Genomic DNA, 15194 nt, shown 5'->3' with positions numbered 1-15194 from the left:
ATGTTTTATAGTAGTGAGCGTGAGCTTAAAAGTAATCAAATAACAATTAATAACTTTTATAAAAACACGCTAATTAAAGCTTATTTAGATACGCCTAACGGGCAATTATTTTATGCTTATGCCATACCTGATAAAGCTAAAACCGCGATTGTAATAAGCTCGGGACGCCTCGAAGGGTTAGATAAATATAAAGAGCTGTTATGGGAGCTTTATAATAATAATTTTGCCATATTCATAGTCGACCACCAAGGACAGGGCCGCTCTTATCGACATCTACTAAATAAGCATAAAGGGCATGTTAATGAATTTAAAGATTACAGTGCCGACCTAAACTTATTTAATAAACAAATTGTCGATACTTACTGGCCGGGCAAAAAGGTATTAGTAAGTCATTCAATGGGCGGCGCTATTGCTTTTGATTACCTTGCGCATTTTGAACACAATTTTAGTGGCGCGTTTTTATCAGCGCCTATGCTTGATATTTACACAAAAAACACACCAAAACCTTTAGCTAAATTAATAGCCAGTACCGCGACCCTTTTGGGCCAAAAAGACAACTACGCACTAAGTCAAACCGATTATACACCGGATGAATTTGCTACAAATGTATTAACCAGCAGCCCAGTGCGTTACGAGCTATTTAGGCAAACATATCAAGAAGAGCCATTACTACAGCTCGGCGGTGTTACTTACGGCTGGCTAAATGCAACGTTTGCATTTATAACTTCGGTTGATAACTTGAGCGTGACTATTCCACTTTATATTGCCAGTGCGCAAAACGACGAAGTGGTCGATAACAATGCCCAATATAAATTAGCAAACAGACACGTAAACACTGTACTTAAAAGCTTTGAAGGCGCTAAACACGAGCTGTTTTTTGAACGTGATGAAATACGCCAGCCATTGCTTAAGAGCTTGTATCAGTTTTGTGAGTCGGTGACGGCTTAACAAGTACCGACAAAGGGTCGAGGTGGATCAGTATATCTACCTCAGACTCAAAGCGCTCGCTAAGCATTGCCTCTACTTCATCAGCCACATTGTGCGCGCGAATCAAACTTAAATGATCATCAAGCTCTAAGTGCATTTGGATAAACTTAACTTTTCCGCCTTGGCGCGTACGAATATCATGCACACCATGTACATCAGCATGGGCTCTGGCTATATCAAATATGCTTTGCTTTTCATCGTCTGGCAGTTCTTTATCCATTAAATGATCTGCACTATCGCGAGCAATATCCCAGCTGTTATAAAGTAAGTAACCCGCTACACCTATCGCAAAAACAGGATCGGCATACAACACACCATAATAAGCTAACAAAATAGCTAATAGCACAGCGGCATTTAATATTAAATCACCTTTGTAATGTACTGAGTCGGCTTTTATAGCAATTGAATCGGTATACTTAACCACCTTGTTTTGTACAAATACAATGACCAGCGTACACGCAATAGCAAAAATACTTACCCACACACCTAATAAAGAATGGCTTAACTGTATAGGGTTAAATAATCTCTCAATACCATGAAAAGCAAGTAGGCAACCTGAGCCCGCAATAAACGCGGCTTGCCCAAGTCCAGCAAGTGCTTCAGCTTTACCGTGCCCAAACCTATGGTCATCATCTGCTGGGCGCAGTGCATAACCTAACACTAAAAAACTCATGGCGGTGGCAGTAATATCCATTAACGAATCAGTTAACGAGCCAAGCATTGAGGCCGAGCCCGAAGCCAGCCACGCCCATGTTTTTGCGCCAATCATTAAACTAACCATTACCATGGTAACAATGCTTGAAGTTTTAACCCAAAATTCGTAGCTACGGTTATGCACGTTTTAATCCGATAATTAGGAGTACTCAATGGTGTGAGTATATCATTTTTTTAAAAGGTTTCGTGTATACTGAAAATCGTTAAACTACAGATTATTTAAAAGGCTCATTATGCTGGATATTGTTTTATACCAACCTGAAATACCGCCTAACACTGGTAATATTATTCGCCTATGTGCCAATACCGGCTATGCACTGCATTTAATTGAGCCGTTAGGTTTTGAATGGGACGACAAACGAGTAAAGCGTGCGGGCCTTGATTACCACGAATTTAGCCATGTTCAACGCCATGCTTCTTTTGACGATTATCTTGAGAAGTGCAAGCCTAAAAAAGTATATGCATGTACAACCAAAGGTAGTCAATTCCATCATGAAGCTAACTACGAAGCCGGCGACTGCTTAGTATTTGGACCTGAAACCCGCGGTCTACCTGATGATATGATTCAAGCATTACCAAAAGAGCAACGTGTGCGTATTCCTATGCAAGCCAATAGCCGCAGCATGAACTTATCAAACGCAGTAGCCGTGTTTGTTTACGAGTCGTGGCGCCAGTTGGGCTTTCCTAACGCGCAATAAACACCTTGTACCAAACAACAAAAAACCGACATAACGTCGGTTTTTTAGTTTTAGTATATTTGTATAAATTTATTCAGAACGCTGCTCTCGGCCTAATAGCGCCATTGCAGCTTCTTTCATATCTTTATTTTCATAAAGTACTTTATAAATTTGCTCGGTAATCGGCATTTCAACACCGCTACGTTGCGCTAATAAATACACTTCTTTGGTGTTTCTAAAGCCTTCAACTACTTGACCAATTGACTTAATAGCAGCATCGACACTTTCGCCTTTACCTAGTGCTAAACCAAATCGACGATTACGTGATTGGTTATCTGTACACGTTAGTATTAAATCACCAAGGCCTGCCATTCCCATAAAGGTTTCTGGCTTAGCACCAAGAGCGCAACCTAAACGAGTAAGCTCTGCAAGGCCTCGGGTTATAAGCGCGGTACGCGCATTAGCGCCAAAACCAACACCGTCCGAAATACCGGCACCAATGGCAATTACATTCTTAACCGCACCACCGAGCTGTATACCAATAAAGTCATCATTGTTATACACACGGAATGAGCGACCACAATGAAGTAAATCAGCGAGTTGCTGAGCAAATTCAGGCGACGTAGAAGACACTGAAATAGCTGTAGGAAATCCCATCGCCATTTCTTTTGCAAACGTAGGGCCCGACAGTACCGCAAGTGGAATATCATCATCTAATTCTTGCAAAGCCACTTCTTGTAACAAGCGCCCAGTATTAGGCTCAAGCCCTTTGGTGGCCCAAGCAACTTTAGCGCCTTCTTGCAGTGCAGGTTTTATCTGCGCAAGTGTGTCGCCAAAAGCATGGCTTGGTACAACAACAAGTACAATAGCGCTACTAGCAACGGCATTTTGTAAGTTAGCTTCAAGAGTAAGAGTATCTGGAAAAGGAGCATCAGGTAAGTAACGTTGATTTTTCCGCTCAGCTGCAAGCGTGGCAACGTCGTCGCTATTTCGCCCCCAAAGTGTCACGTTGTGACCATTTCGGGCTAAACAAATAGCAAGGGCGGTGCCGTAAGACCCCGCCCCCAATACAGTAACAGCTGTAGTTGCTGTACTCATAGGTTATGCGTCTGCTGAAGCCTGGTCAGCTTGCGCAGTGCGTTGTTGCATATATTGTGCAAACAATGCGTCAAAATTAACTGGCGCAAGGTTAAGCTGTGGGAAAGTACCACGGTTAACAAGATTTGAAACAGCTTCACGTGCATATGGGAACAACACGTTAGGACAAAATGCACCTAGCATGTGCGCAAGTTGTACTTCTTCAACTTCAGCAATTGTAAAAATACCTGCTTGTTGAATTTCACATAAGAACGCAGTTTCTTCACCAATAGACGCAGTTACTGTTAGCGCTAAAACAACTTCAAATACACCTTCGTCCAGCTTGTTTGAACGTGTATCTAGGTCCAGCTTAACTTCTGGCGTCCACTCTTTTTGAAAAATGGCCGGAGAATTTGGCGTTTCAAACGATACATCTTTAGTGTAAATACGTTGAATAGTAAATTGTGCGCCGTCTTGTGCAGCGGCTGCGTTTTGATTTTCTTCGTTCATTGTTATTCCTAACTTGTTCGTTATTATAATTAAATTAAGCGTTTAACTTAGCGTCAAGTTTACCTTGCGCTTCAATAGCCATCATGTCGTCGCAGCCACCGATATGTTCATCATTAATAAAAATTTGCGGTACTGTGCTTGCGCCACCGGCTTTAGCAATCATTTCAGCGCGTAGTTCAGGCTGTACACCAATATCATAATTAGTGTATTCAACGCCTTTGCTATTTAAAAGCGAAAGAGCACGCTGACAAAATGGACAATACGCCTTGGTGTATAAAACAACATTACTCATAATAAATCCTCTATCGGCCTAGCTAAACTGATTAGCGACCTGTTGTAGTTGGTAAGCTGGCAGATTGCCACGCACCCATGCCACCTGCTAATAAGTAAACTCGTTCAAAACCAGCTTTACTCATAGCGGCTGCAGTACCTTGGGCAGTCATACCTGTAGTACATACAACTATAATGGGTTTAGTCTTGTACTTTTCAAGGCTTGAAAAGTCAGATTTTTTCGCATTCTCTGGGCTCAAATGCTCAGCACCAGAAATACGCCCTGCATTAAACTCTTTTTGCGCACGTATATCGATTACTTGACCGTCATCACGGTTAATAAGTAACGTAAGCTGCTGAGGATTTATTTGACGAACAGCTGAAAGCTTACTCTTTATCCAGCCACTAACAATAAGGAAAACAATACCAACCCAAGCAAGGCTTAAAATGGGATGATTTGTAATAAATTCAATATATTGATCCATTCTACTTCCACTATGAAATTATGTTTTAAACCTAGGGCGTGTTGGCCTTTGTGGATTGAAATTTGTTCAATCTAGGGGCGATTAAATCGCGGCGCAAGATTTGTAACCTAGTGGGCTAAGTAAAAACCGAGCAACAAAGAGGTAATAGTCCCTAGAAAGAACCCAACGGGCAGCGTATGTTTGGTATTTATGCTACGTTATCGTCTATTTATGGGGAGTAACCACACTTCATAGGCTCTGCCTTGCCTAAAAACCAAACATACTGCTGCAAATTCAACCACCAAAGTGCAACACGCCCTAATATTTTAAGGATTTTGTACTTTAGCCACGCAAGTATACCCAAACCAACCTAAAATGCGAGTTTAGGAGCACTTAGAGACGTTTAAAAAACGATAAAGTCCCCCATATATAGTAGTAAGTGAAAAAATTTAATATCTTGTTTTCAATGCTGATCCTAGCTTAAAAACACGGTATGCTAAAACCACGCTAATAAACCTTTTTAGGTGCACAGTATCCATCAACAGATACTAATTTTCAGGAGCTATTATGACAGAGCATAAAAAACCACTGGTATTAATGATTTTAGACGGTTGGGGACACCGCGAAGATACGCAAAGTAACGCCATTCTTGCAGCTAACACACCGGTATTAGACAATTTATGGGCCACTCGCCCACACACATTAATATCAGCTTCAGGTTTAGATGTAGGTCTTCCTGATGGTCAAATGGGTAACTCAGAAGTTGGCCATGTAAATTTAGGTGCTGGTCGCATTGTTTATCAAGATTTCACCCGTATCACAAAAGCTATTAACGATGGCGCATTTGATTCAACACCAGCCTTAGTTGAAAATATAGATAAAGCCGTAAAAGCAGGTAAAGCAGTCCACATAATGGGTCTTTTAAGCCCAGGTGGCGTACATAGCCATGAAGACCATATAGTTGCTAGCATAAAACTTGCTGCAAAACGTGGCGCTAAAGAAGTTTACTTTCACGGCTTTTTAGATGGCCGCGATACACCTCCACGTAGTGCTAAAGCGTCAATCGAACGTATTGAAAAGTTATTTAGCGAACTTAAATGCGGTCGTTTAGCGTCACTTGTTGGCCGTTACTACGCAATGGACAGAGACAATCGTTGGAACCGCGTAGAAAAAGCTTACAACGTAATTGCATTAGCTGAAGGTGACTTTAATTTTGATAACGGCGTAGAGGCACTTAACGCAGCTTACGAGCGCGACGAAAACGACGAGTTTGTTGCCGCTACAACTATTACACCAACAGGCGCCGCTCCTGCTTCAATAAACGATGGCGACACGTTAATTTTTGCCAACTTTAGAGCAGACAGAGCCCGCGAAATTACTCGCGCTTTTGTTGAGCCTGATTTTGATGGATTCGCAAGAAAAAGAACGCCAGAGCTTAGCGCATTTGTAATGATGACAGAATACGCAGCTGATATAGATGCACCTATTGCCTTTGGTTCAACACCGTTAGTAAACGTACTTGGTGAGTGGTTTGAAAAAAATAACAAAACGCAGCTTCGCATTTCAGAAACCGAAAAATACGCACACGTTACGTTTTTCTTTAGTGGTGGACGTGAAAGTGAATTTAAAGGTGAAACACGCGAGCTAATTCCTTCGCCGCAGGTAGCAACCTACGACCTACAGCCTGAAATGAACTCAGAAATGCTAACCGACAAGCTAGTAGCAGCAATTAAAAGCGGTAAATACGATGCTATTATTTGTAACTACCCTAACGGTGATATGGTTGGTCATTCAGGTGTATTTGAAGCTGCTGTTAAAGCTTGTGAAGCTGTAGATAGCTGTATCGGACGTGTTGTTGATGCACTTGAAGAGTTTGGTGGTGAAGCACTAATAACAGCTGATCATGGTAATGCCGAGCAAATGGCTGATCTTAAAACAGGCCAAGCGCATACTGCCCACACTAGTGAACCTGTACATTTTATTTATGTTGGTCGCGATGCAGAGCCTATGCAAGGTAAGGCATTAAGCGATGTAGCCCCTACAATGCTTCACTTAATGGGCATGGAGCAACCAAGCGAAATGACTGGTACGCCTATCATGATGTTGAAATAACACATGAATAGACGTATTAACCGGTTAATTAAGTGCGGTTTAATACTAACTTCATTAGTGACTGCATCTGCAGTTGCTAATGAAGATCGTACTAAAAAAGACTTATCAGAAGTTCAAAATGCACTTGAGCAAAGCCAGGCTGAATATAACGCGCAAAGAAAAAAAATAGCGTCACTACAAAAAAACCTCAAAAGCCATGAACTCGATATAGCTAAAAATGCTAAAGCACTTAACATGGCAGAGCAATCAGTAAAAGAAACTAAAACACAGCAAAAAGAGTTGCAAAATAAAGCCGATGAGCTCGATAGAAAGCATACTCAATTTCAGAAAGTTTTAGCCGCGCAGCTCAAAAGTGCCTATATGGCCGGTGGCGACGATTACTCTAAAATGTTATTAAATCAAGAAGACACTGCAAAATTTGAGCGCACACTAAGTTATTACAACTACTTAAATAAAGCTCGTATTGAACAAATTGAAGATCTAAAAGATCTTCAACAGCAAATAGTACAAAACCAAAAAGAGCTTGTTAAAACACAAGAAAAACTAGAACTTTTATTTGATGAGCAAAAAAGACGCCAAACCGCTTTAGTTAATGCACAAAGTGAACGCCAAGCAAATCTTAAAAACTTACAAGCTCAGCTCAACAGCACTAAAAGCTCAATAAATTATTTAAAAGAAAACCAGCAAACTTTGGTAGCAACGATAGAAGAGCTCGAAAAAGAAAAAACACAAAAAATTGAATTACTGGGCCTAAATAAAAATAAAGGTAAATTAGACTGGCCGAGCAAAGGCAAGTTAGAGCACACTTTTGGCCAACGTAAACATGGTGGTATTGATTGGAAAGGCGTATTAATTGGTGCAAAAGAAGGCACTAATATTAATAGCGTACATAATGGTCAAGTTGTATTTGCCGATTGGCTAAAAGGCTATGGTTGGGTAATTGTTGTAGATCATGGTGAGGGCTTTATGAGCCTATATGGCCACGCTCAAACATTGCTAAGAGATGTAGGCGACATGGTACGCGAAGGCGAAACACTTGCTTTAGTTGGCCAAAGCGGCGGACAAGCTAGTTCTGGTCTATACTTTGAAATACGCCACAAAGGACGCGCAGTAAATCCTATCAAATGGTGCAAACGCATTTAATTAAATTAATCGCTGCACCGCTCTGGAGCAGCTGATGACAACTAAAAAAACTGTAGTAACTACCATTGTTCAAAAAAATACAGGCTTTTATATAAGTCTGTATTTACTCGTATTACTAACATTAATTGCCTTTACTAGTGACACACTAGCAAGCTCGATTAAAGATCTTAAAAGACAACAAATAGACGAAATACTCTTTAACATTCATGCCTACTACGTTGAAGATCTCACCTTACAAAATAGCCACCACATTAAATATAATAACCAGCAATTTGAGCGTTTATATTCAAAGCTCGACTCTTACTCTAAGTACTTAAATGAGCACGAACTAACCTCATTATTTGATAACACAAATGGCCGCTACACAGGTATTGGTATTGAGGTTAAAAATATCGACGAGAATATGACTATTGTTAGTGTGGTTAATAACTCTCCCGCAAAAGCGGCGGGGATTTTACCAGACGATATTATTGTAAGTGTAAACAACCACGCAGTCCAAAATCGTACAATCGATGAAGTAGCAACACTAATAAGAGATAGTAAATTTTCAAATATAGACCTAATTATAAATCGTGATAACAATAAAAACCCACTCACGTTTCATGTAGCACGCCGCCAAATAAACCTCGAAAGCGTAACAAGCGAACTTCTAGATTTTGGTACTGGTTATATTGCTATCAATAATTTTTCTAACCACACATTACATGAGGTTGCTCTGCAAGTTGCTGCCCTGCAAAGCCACTTTGGTTACCCACTTAAAGGCTTAGTAATTGATTTACGTGATAACCCAGGGGGTACGTTACAAAGCGCAGTGGCAGTATCAGACCTATTTTTACAAAGTGGCACTATAGTCACAACTAAAGGACGTTTTTACGATGCCAACCAAGCATTTTATGCAAAGCGTGGAGACATTCTAAAAAATGCCCCCATTGTTGTGCTTATAAACGAAAACTCAGCCTCTGCAGCCGAAATACTTGCAGCAGCACTCAAAGATAATAAACGAGCAACTGTTGTAGGCAGTCAATCTTTTGGGAAGGGTTCTGTACAATCGCTCATTCCGCTAGGTGATGGCAACACTGCATTAAAGCTCACCACAGCCAAATATTTTACGCCATTAGGTAAATCGATTGATGGAATAGGAATAACCCCAGATGTGGCTGTTAATCAAACAAACCTTTCACAAAGTAATAAAGCCGTTATAATAAAAAATGAACACACTAACAGTAGCGCGCAATTACTTACTGGTAACTTAGCAGATTTACAATTAGTTAAAGCAAAACAATTACTCAGCATGCAATAGCTTGTACAAGCTGTATAAACAAAGCTAAAAAGATAATAAAAACTATAAACGTGAAAATAATAAAATGGCTAATATTAGCTATTTGTTTTAGCTCAGCAACAATTAGCGCCAAACAAATAGCGATAGTGATAGACGATATAGGCTATCATCAACGGGACTTAGAGTTCCTTTCCTTACCAGGGCAATTGTCGTATTCAATTTTGCCTCATACCCCTTATTCGCAAATTTTTGCAACGCTTGCCAGTCAATCAAATAAAGAGTTATTACTCCATGTGCCTATGCAGGCACTTAACGGTAAAGAACTCGGACCTGGCGCGCTTACTTTAAATATGAATAAAGAGCAGCTTCAGCAAACTCTTGGAACAGCTCTCGCTAGTTTACCGCAAGTAAAGGGCGTTAATAACCACATGGGGTCAGCGCTTACACAAAAAAGCCAAGCTATGAAGTGGACAATGGAAGTGCTTAAAAAGCGCCATTTATATTTTTTAGATAGCCGTACAACCGACTTAAGCCAAGCACAAAATGCTGCTAACTTTTTAGGTGTTGCTAATATTAGCCGCCAAGTGTTCTTAGACAATATAACTACATCAGAACAACTCCAGCTGAGGCTTGAAGAATTAAAACAACTCGCCACAACCCAGAGTTTTGCGATTGCAATTGCACACCCCTACCCTGAAACCATTGATTTCTTACGTGAAGCGTTGCCACAGTTAACAGAGCAAGGCTTTGAACTCGTGCCGGTTTCGCAGCTGGTTGAACGTAAATACATTCAGTTAGCGCAGGCTGAGGGAAAAGAGATTAGTGCTAGGTAATATAGCTTTCATACACGAATTACAAACTAACCATTCAATATGCATATTACTTGAAAGGATATTTTATCGTTGGGTTTCGCTTCGCTCAAACCAACGCGAAAGCAAAAAGCCCCGCATTCTCATGCAGGGCTTTTCAAATTTTTCAGGTTGAACTGTGTTTAGCTCATAGCGCTTTGTAATTTTTTCATCGCTGTTTTTTCAAGTTGGCGAACACGTTCAGCAGATACACTGTACTTTTGTGCAAGCTCTTGAAGAGTCGCTTTATCATCCGACAACCAACGTGCGCTAACAATATCTTGTGAACGCTCGTCTAGTGTTTTAAGTGCACTAAATAAACGAGTATGCGCTTGCTCTTTCCACTGTTGTTGTTCAACGTCGTCAGCTAAGTCAGCTGCACCATCTGTTAAATACTGTACTGGAGAGTAAGTGCTAGTTGGTGCGTCGTCGTTATCATCGCCAGTTAGGTCAAAGCCCATGTCTTGGCCGCTCATGCGCGATTCCATTTCACGTACTTCTTTTTCACTCACACCTAGCTCGCTAGCAACGGTGCTTACCTCAGCTTGATTAAACCAACCTAAACGCTTTTTGTTTTTACGAAGATTGAAAAACAATTTACGTTGCGCTTTAGTGGTTGCAACTTTAACTATGCGCCAGTTTTTAAGCACAAACTCGTGAATCTCGGCTTTAATCCAATGCACTGCAAACGATACTAAACGTACACCCACGGTAGGATCGAAACGTTTAACCGCTTTCATCAGGCCTATATTACCTTCTTGAATAAGGTCAGCTTGTGGCAAGCCGTATCCCGAGTAGCTTTTAGCAATATGTGCTACAAAGCGTAAATGCGACATAATGAGTTGCTTGGCAGCACTAAGATCGCCTTCATCCTGAAGCCTTTTAGCAAGTTCTTGCTCTTGTTCAACTTTAAGCATAGGGATAGTGCTTACCGCTTGAAGGTAACCGTCCATGCTTGCGCTTTGTTGTCCGACTGTAAGTGCCATTGCGTATAAATCTTTACTCATTTTTCACCTCGGTGATAAACATTTGAAACTATCTTAGCACTCTTTCTTTAAGAGTGCTAACCCCAATTTAAAACTTTTTAAAAGTATAAATCAAGCAGTTTTTTAGTATGGGTTTAGTCTACTACAAGCGACTGAATAAGTGATGAATTGAGGGATTGCAGCGGGTTAACTTCGCTGTATCACCTTATTTACAACTCATTACTTTATGGGAGGATAGTACACAAATATGACAGTTTTAATAACAGGAGGTACAACCCAGTCCGATACCATACGCACATCGAACTGAGTTGGTTCACTTATACTTTATCGGGTTCTATTTCTTTAATATATCGATTTACAGAAAGGTAAGAGCCTACAAATCCTAAGCTTGTTGCAAGTAACACTAAAAAGCCAAGCTCGTTAAGCGATAATCCAATTAACGAAAAGCTTGTTTGGTATACCCCTGCTACACTGCTCACAGCGCTTGAAAGCCACCACATCATTAGTCCTACGCATATAAAGGCAAACAAACCACCTATTACACCATACCAAATGCCCGTCCATAAAAATGGGGCATGTATAAAGGTGTTAGTTGCGCCAACTAGCTTCATGACTTGTATTTCTTCTTTTTTATCCATGATCGACAAACGAATAGTGTTACCAATAATAAGCGTCACTGAGGTAAGCAGTAATAATGCGATGGTTATTACGCTTTCTTTCAGTAAATCTAGTAATGCATTTAAACGCTCTAACCACGCTATATCGAGCTTACCAAAATCAACTTCACGTTCACTTTCTAATTTAGTTAACAGTACTTTAGCAGCATTTGGGTGTCTGTGACGTTTTGTTGGCGTAACCAGTACCACATCTGGTAATGGGTTCTTATCTAAATATTCTAAGGCCTGTCCAAATCCAGATACGTCTTTAAACTCAGTAAGTGCTTTTTGTTTTGAAATAAACTCAACACTTTCAACCTCTGGATATAACGCTAAGCGCTTTACTAATGTTTGCGTTTCTTGCTCGTTCATACTTTCTTTTACAAACAACGATATTTCACTCGCTTCTTCAAAACCACTACTTACTTGCTGTACGTTTTTAACGACAAGATAAAGTGTTGCAGGTAACGTTAGGCTCAAACCAAGTACAGCAATAGTCATCATAGACGCAAGCGGCGTACGCCACATTTCACCTAAGCTATGAACACCTTGGCGAAAAATATTAATAATGAAAAAATAACCGCCAGCTAATACTGATTTTTTTTGCTTGTCGTTACTATTTTGACGACTTTTAAAAAGTAAACTCATAGTGCTCCCTCAGCGAGCGGATCTTGAAGCATACGACCATCTTTTAAGGTTAGACTGCGGTACTTCATACGTGCAACCAAACCTAAGTCATGCGTAGCTATAAGAACAGTGGTGCCGTGTTTATTGAAGTCTTCAAACAGCTTTAGTATTTCCATTGAAAGCTCAGGATCAAGGTTACCTGTAGGTTCATCGGCTAACAAAATTGGTGGGGAGTTCACTATTGCTCTGGCAATACCAACACGTTGCTGCTCGCCTCCAGAGAGCATCGACGGATGACATTTTATTTTGTCTATCAGGCCTACTTTATCAAGCGCACCATGAACACGTTTAGCTATTTGCTTATGGTGAGTACCCTCAATAATAAGAGGCAGCGCCACGTTATCAAAAATAGTATAGCGCTCTAGTAAACGGTGGTTTTGAAAAATAATACCAATATCACGGCGAGCATAAGGAATTTGACGCGAGTTTACTTTATTTAAATCAACACCGTTGATAAATACACTGCCTGCCGATGGACGTTCCATTAAGCTAATTAACTTAAGCAACGTACTTTTACCCGCACCACTGTGACCGGTTAAAAAGGCAAGTTCACCCGGTTTAACATGAAAATTAACTTTTTCGAGGGCGCGGTGCCCTCCAGGATAAGTCTTACTTACTTGCTGAAAATTTATCATCTTTTTATTATGCCAATTCAATTAATTTACTAATAAAATTGGTATTCCTCGCAATTAAAAAGGGAGCAAGCTCCCTTTTTTGGTAAATTAAACGTCGTCCTCATCTTGGCTAAATAACGCATCAATAAAGTCATCGCTTTTAAAAGCGCGTAAATCATCAATACCTTCACCAACACCAATGTAACGAATTGGAATATTAAACTTATCTGCAACCGCAAAAATAACACCACCTTTTGCAGTTCCATCTAGTTTTGAAAGCGTAATACCAGTTAAACCAACGCATTGATTAAATAAGTTCACTTGGCTAATTGCATTTTGACCTGTACCAGCATCAATGGTTAGCATGACTTCGTGCGGCGCATCGGGATCAATTTTTTTCATTACGCGAGCTATTTTTTCAAGCTCTTGCATTAAGTTATCTTTATTTTGCAGGCGCCCTGCTGTATCAGCAATTAACACATCTATATTACGGGCTTTTGCAGCTTGGAATGCATCAAAGACAACCGACGCACTATCTGCACCTGTATGTTGGGCAATAACAGGAATGCTGTTACGTTCGCCCCAAACCTGAAGTTGCTCAACTGCAGCCGCTCTAAACGTATCACCAGCGGCCAGCATAACCGACTTACCTTCGTTTTGAAATTGCTTAGCCATCTTACCTATAGTCGTTGTTTTACCAACGCCATTTACACCCACCATTAAAATAACAAACGGCTTTTTATCTTCGGTAATTACTAAAGGCTGTTCAGCTGTTTTTAGCATCGCAGCCATTTCTTGTTTCATTAACTCATAAAGCGCATCACCATCTTTTAACTGCTTACGGTTCGCAGCATCAGTCAGGCTATCAATCAACTTCATGGTAGTGTCAACGCCTAAATCGGCGGTGAGCAGCTGCGTTTCAAGATCTTCAAATAATTCGTCATCTATTTTTTTACCACTAAAAATAGACGCAAAACCAGAACCTATATTAACGCGAGTTTTTAACAAGCCCTTTTTAAGACGAGAGAAAAACCCTTCTTTTTTCGGCTTTTCTGCTTTTTTAGCTTCTTCAATTGCAAGTTCTGCTGTGATACGTTCTTGTTCTAAACGCTCATTTTCTGCTTCGTCTGCAGTAATACGCTCTTGCTCTAAGCGTTCGTTTTCTGCTTGTTCAGCAGCAATACGCTCTTGCTCTAAACGTTCATTCTCTGCTTTTTCAGCAGTAATGCGCTCTTGTTCTAAACGTTCATTTTCTGTTTTTTCTAAAGCAATGCGCTCTTGCTCTAAACGCTCGTTTTCTGCTTTTTCTAAAGCAATGCGCTCTTGCTCTAAACGTTCATTTTCTGCTTTTTCTAAAGCAATGCGCTCTTGCTCTAAACGTTCATTTTCTGCTTTTTCAGCAGTAATGCGTTCTTGTTCCAAACGTTCATTTTCAACTTTTTCAGCAGCAATGCGCTCTTGCTCTAAACGCATTTGCGCTTCTTGTTCTGCTAAACGTTTTGCTTGTTCTTGTCTTTGTACTTCAGCATCTGCTTGTTCTTTTGCTAGTAACTCAGCATTCGCTTGCTCTATTGCAAGCTTTTCAGCCTTTACAGCTTCATCCTTTTTTTCAAGGCGTATTTGCTCTAGTCGCTCAGCCTCTGCTTTTTCTGCAGCCAATCGCTCTTGCTCTAACAGCATCTGCGTTTCTTGATCGGCTAAACGTTGTGCATGTTCTTGTCTTTGCGCTTCTGCATCAGCTTGTTGTTTTGCAAGTAATTCAGCATTGGCCTGCTCAATTGCAATCTTTTCTGCGTTTTCAGCACGTTCTTGCTTTAAACGTTTTGCTTCAATTTGTTCAGAAGCAATACGCTCCTGATCTAAGCGCTCTGTTTCGGCATCTGCTTTTAAACGTTCAGCTTGCTCCTGTGCTAGTTTTTCTTGCTCTAGACGTTTCGCTTCAATTTGTTCAGCAGCAATACGCTCCTGCTCTAAGCGCTCTGTTTCGGCTTCTGCTTGTAAACGTTCAGTTTCAGCCTGCTGTGCAAGCTTTTCTTGCTCTAGCTTCTGCGCTTCTTCTTGCGCTAATGCTTGTTGTTTATCAGCGGCTGCTTTTTGCTCTGCTTCTTTTTTATCTGACTTGCCAAAACCGAGCCACGACATGAATTTACTTTTTTTTGTCATACTTGCT

At 40.5% G+C, this 15194-nt stretch carries 15 protein-coding genes; 6 read left to right on the top strand and 9 right to left on the bottom strand.

What is annotated here, in order from left to right:
• The gene (locus tag WNY79_RS04880; RefSeq protein ID WP_342875290.1) at positions 1-948 is read left to right on the top strand and encodes an alpha/beta fold hydrolase; all 948 of its coding nucleotides are present in this window, start codon (positions 1-3) and stop codon (positions 946-948) included.
• On the opposite strand, the gene WNY79_RS04875 is transcribed toward WNY79_RS04880, so the two are convergent.
• Complete coding sequence (locus WNY79_RS04875; protein ID WP_165735523.1) at positions 908-1774, bottom strand: cation diffusion facilitator family transporter; 867 nt, start codon at positions 1772-1774, stop codon at positions 908-910. The two genes, WNY79_RS04880 and WNY79_RS04875, sit on opposite strands and share 41 nt — an antisense overlap.
• A 160-nt stretch (positions 1775-1934) precedes the next feature.
• On the opposite strand from WNY79_RS04875, the gene trmL reads away from it, so the two are divergent.
• On the top strand, positions 1935-2399 hold the full coding sequence (trmL, locus tag WNY79_RS04870; protein ID WP_342875289.1) for a tRNA (uridine(34)/cytosine(34)/5-carboxymethylaminomethyluridine(34)-2'-O)-methyltransferase TrmL: 465 nt from the start codon (positions 1935-1937) through the stop codon (positions 2397-2399).
• 69 nt (positions 2400-2468) lie between these two features.
• Here trmL and gpsA read toward each other — a convergent pair whose 3' ends face one another.
• From gpsA to WNY79_RS04850, 4 genes are read right to left on the bottom strand one after another with little or no spacing between them, the layout of a single operon-like run.
• A complete protein-coding gene (gene gpsA / locus WNY79_RS04865) occupies positions 2469-3476 on the bottom strand; it encodes an NAD(P)H-dependent glycerol-3-phosphate dehydrogenase (protein ID WP_342875288.1) in 1008 nt (335 codons plus the stop codon).
• 3 nt (positions 3477-3479) lie between these two features.
• Positions 3480-3965 (bottom strand): protein-export chaperone SecB, encoded by a 486-nt coding sequence (gene secB / locus WNY79_RS04860; RefSeq protein WP_342875287.1) that lies wholly within the window; start codon positions 3963-3965, stop codon positions 3480-3482.
• 34 nt (positions 3966-3999) lie between these two features.
• On the bottom strand, positions 4000-4257 hold the full coding sequence (grxC, locus tag WNY79_RS04855; protein ID WP_024600147.1) for a glutaredoxin 3: 258 nt from the start codon (positions 4255-4257) through the stop codon (positions 4000-4002).
• Between the two features lie 31 nt (positions 4258-4288).
• On the bottom strand, positions 4289-4720 hold the full coding sequence (locus WNY79_RS04850; protein WP_002957784.1) for a rhodanese-like domain-containing protein: 432 nt from the start codon (positions 4718-4720) through the stop codon (positions 4289-4291).
• A gap of 546 nt (positions 4721-5266) precedes the next feature.
• Here WNY79_RS04850 and gpmM point away from each other — a divergent pair.
• From gpmM to WNY79_RS04830, 4 genes are read left to right on the top strand one after another with little or no spacing between them, the layout of a single operon-like run.
• On the top strand, positions 5267-6811 hold the full coding sequence (gpmM, locus tag WNY79_RS04845; protein ID WP_342875286.1) for a 2,3-bisphosphoglycerate-independent phosphoglycerate mutase: 1545 nt from the start codon (positions 5267-5269) through the stop codon (positions 6809-6811).
• Between the two features lie 3 nt (positions 6812-6814).
• Positions 6815-7954 carry a peptidoglycan DD-metalloendopeptidase family protein gene (locus tag WNY79_RS04840; protein ID WP_165735451.1) on the top strand — a complete coding sequence of 380 codons (1140 nt, stop codon included), beginning with the start codon at positions 6815-6817 and terminating at the stop codon, positions 7952-7954.
• A gap of 34 nt (positions 7955-7988) precedes the next feature.
• Positions 7989-9254, top strand: coding sequence for a S41 family peptidase (locus WNY79_RS04835; RefSeq protein ID WP_342875285.1), 1266 nt, complete (start codon positions 7989-7991; stop codon positions 9252-9254).
• A 50-nt stretch (positions 9255-9304) separates the two neighbouring features.
• Complete coding sequence (locus WNY79_RS04830) at positions 9305-10066, top strand: divergent polysaccharide deacetylase family protein (protein WP_170072341.1); 762 nt, start codon at positions 9305-9307, stop codon at positions 10064-10066.
• Between the two features lie 158 nt (positions 10067-10224).
• Here the strand turns inward: WNY79_RS04830 and rpoH are convergent, their stop codons facing one another.
• From rpoH to ftsY, 4 genes are all read right to left on the bottom strand, one after another.
• The gene (gene rpoH, locus WNY79_RS04825; RefSeq protein ID WP_024600152.1) at positions 10225-11088 is read right to left on the bottom strand and encodes an RNA polymerase sigma factor RpoH; all 864 of its coding nucleotides are present in this window, start codon (positions 11086-11088) and stop codon (positions 10225-10227) included.
• A gap of 296 nt (positions 11089-11384) precedes the next feature.
• Entirely contained in the window at positions 11385-12371 is a 987-nt protein-coding gene (gene ftsX, locus WNY79_RS04820) for a permease-like cell division protein FtsX (protein WP_007582840.1), read from the bottom strand.
• Positions 12368-13045, bottom strand: a complete 678-nt coding sequence (ftsE, locus tag WNY79_RS04815) for a cell division ATP-binding protein FtsE (RefSeq protein WP_007582842.1) — start codon at positions 13043-13045, stop codon at positions 12368-12370. Before ftsE ends, ftsX begins: the two co-directional genes overlap by 4 nt.
• A gap of 87 nt (positions 13046-13132) precedes the next feature.
• A complete protein-coding gene (gene ftsY / locus WNY79_RS04810) occupies positions 13133-15187 on the bottom strand; it encodes a signal recognition particle-docking protein FtsY (protein WP_342875284.1) in 2055 nt (684 codons plus the stop codon).
• Positions 15188-15194: the final 7 nt, after the last annotated feature.

The sequence above is a fragment of the Pseudoalteromonas sp. AS84 genome, from assembly GCF_038900255.1.
Classification (GTDB): domain Bacteria; phylum Pseudomonadota; class Gammaproteobacteria; order Enterobacterales; family Alteromonadaceae; genus Pseudoalteromonas.
Note: the sequence above shows the minus strand (reverse complement) of the source record. Positions and strands in the feature narration are given on the sequence as shown.

Bases quoted from the DNA above. Each gene is read 5' to 3' on its own strand.
- rpoH (WP_024600152.1), bottom strand. From the start codon at position 11,088: ATGAGTAAAGATTTATACGCAATGGCACTTACAGTCGGACAACAAAGC.
- WNY79_RS04880 (WP_342875290.1), top strand. From the start codon at position 1: ATGTTTTATAGTAGTGAGCGTGAGCTTAAAAGTAATCAAATAACAATT.
- WNY79_RS04875 (WP_165735523.1), bottom strand. From the start codon at position 1,774: ATGGTAATGGTTAGTTTAATGATTGGCGCAAAAACATGGGCGTGGCTG.
- ftsX (WP_007582840.1), bottom strand. From the start codon at position 12,371: ATGAGTTTACTTTTTAAAAGTCGTCAAAATAGTAACGACAAGCAAAAA.
- gpsA (WP_342875288.1), bottom strand. From the start codon at position 3,476: ATGAGTACAGCAACTACAGCTGTTACTGTATTGGGGGCGGGGTCTTAC.
- grxC (WP_024600147.1), bottom strand. From the start codon at position 4,257: ATGAGTAATGTTGTTTTATACACCAAGGCGTATTGTCCATTTTGTCAG.
- WNY79_RS04835 (WP_342875285.1), top strand. From the start codon at position 7,989: ATGACAACTAAAAAAACTGTAGTAACTACCATTGTTCAAAAAAATACA.
- ftsE (WP_007582842.1), bottom strand. From the start codon at position 13,045: ATGATAAATTTTCAGCAAGTAAGTAAGACTTATCCTGGAGGGCACCGC.
- ftsY (WP_342875284.1), bottom strand. From the start codon at position 15,187: ATGACAAAAAAAAGTAAATTCATGTCGTGGCTCGGTTTTGGCAAGTCA.
- secB (WP_342875287.1), bottom strand. From the start codon at position 3,965: ATGAACGAAGAAAATCAAAACGCAGCCGCTGCACAAGACGGCGCACAA.
- WNY79_RS04840 (WP_165735451.1), top strand. From the start codon at position 6,815: ATGAATAGACGTATTAACCGGTTAATTAAGTGCGGTTTAATACTAACT.
- WNY79_RS04850 (WP_002957784.1), bottom strand. From the start codon at position 4,720: ATGGATCAATATATTGAATTTATTACAAATCATCCCATTTTAAGCCTT.
- trmL (WP_342875289.1), top strand. From the start codon at position 1,935: ATGCTGGATATTGTTTTATACCAACCTGAAATACCGCCTAACACTGGT.
- gpmM (WP_342875286.1), top strand. From the start codon at position 5,267: ATGACAGAGCATAAAAAACCACTGGTATTAATGATTTTAGACGGTTGG.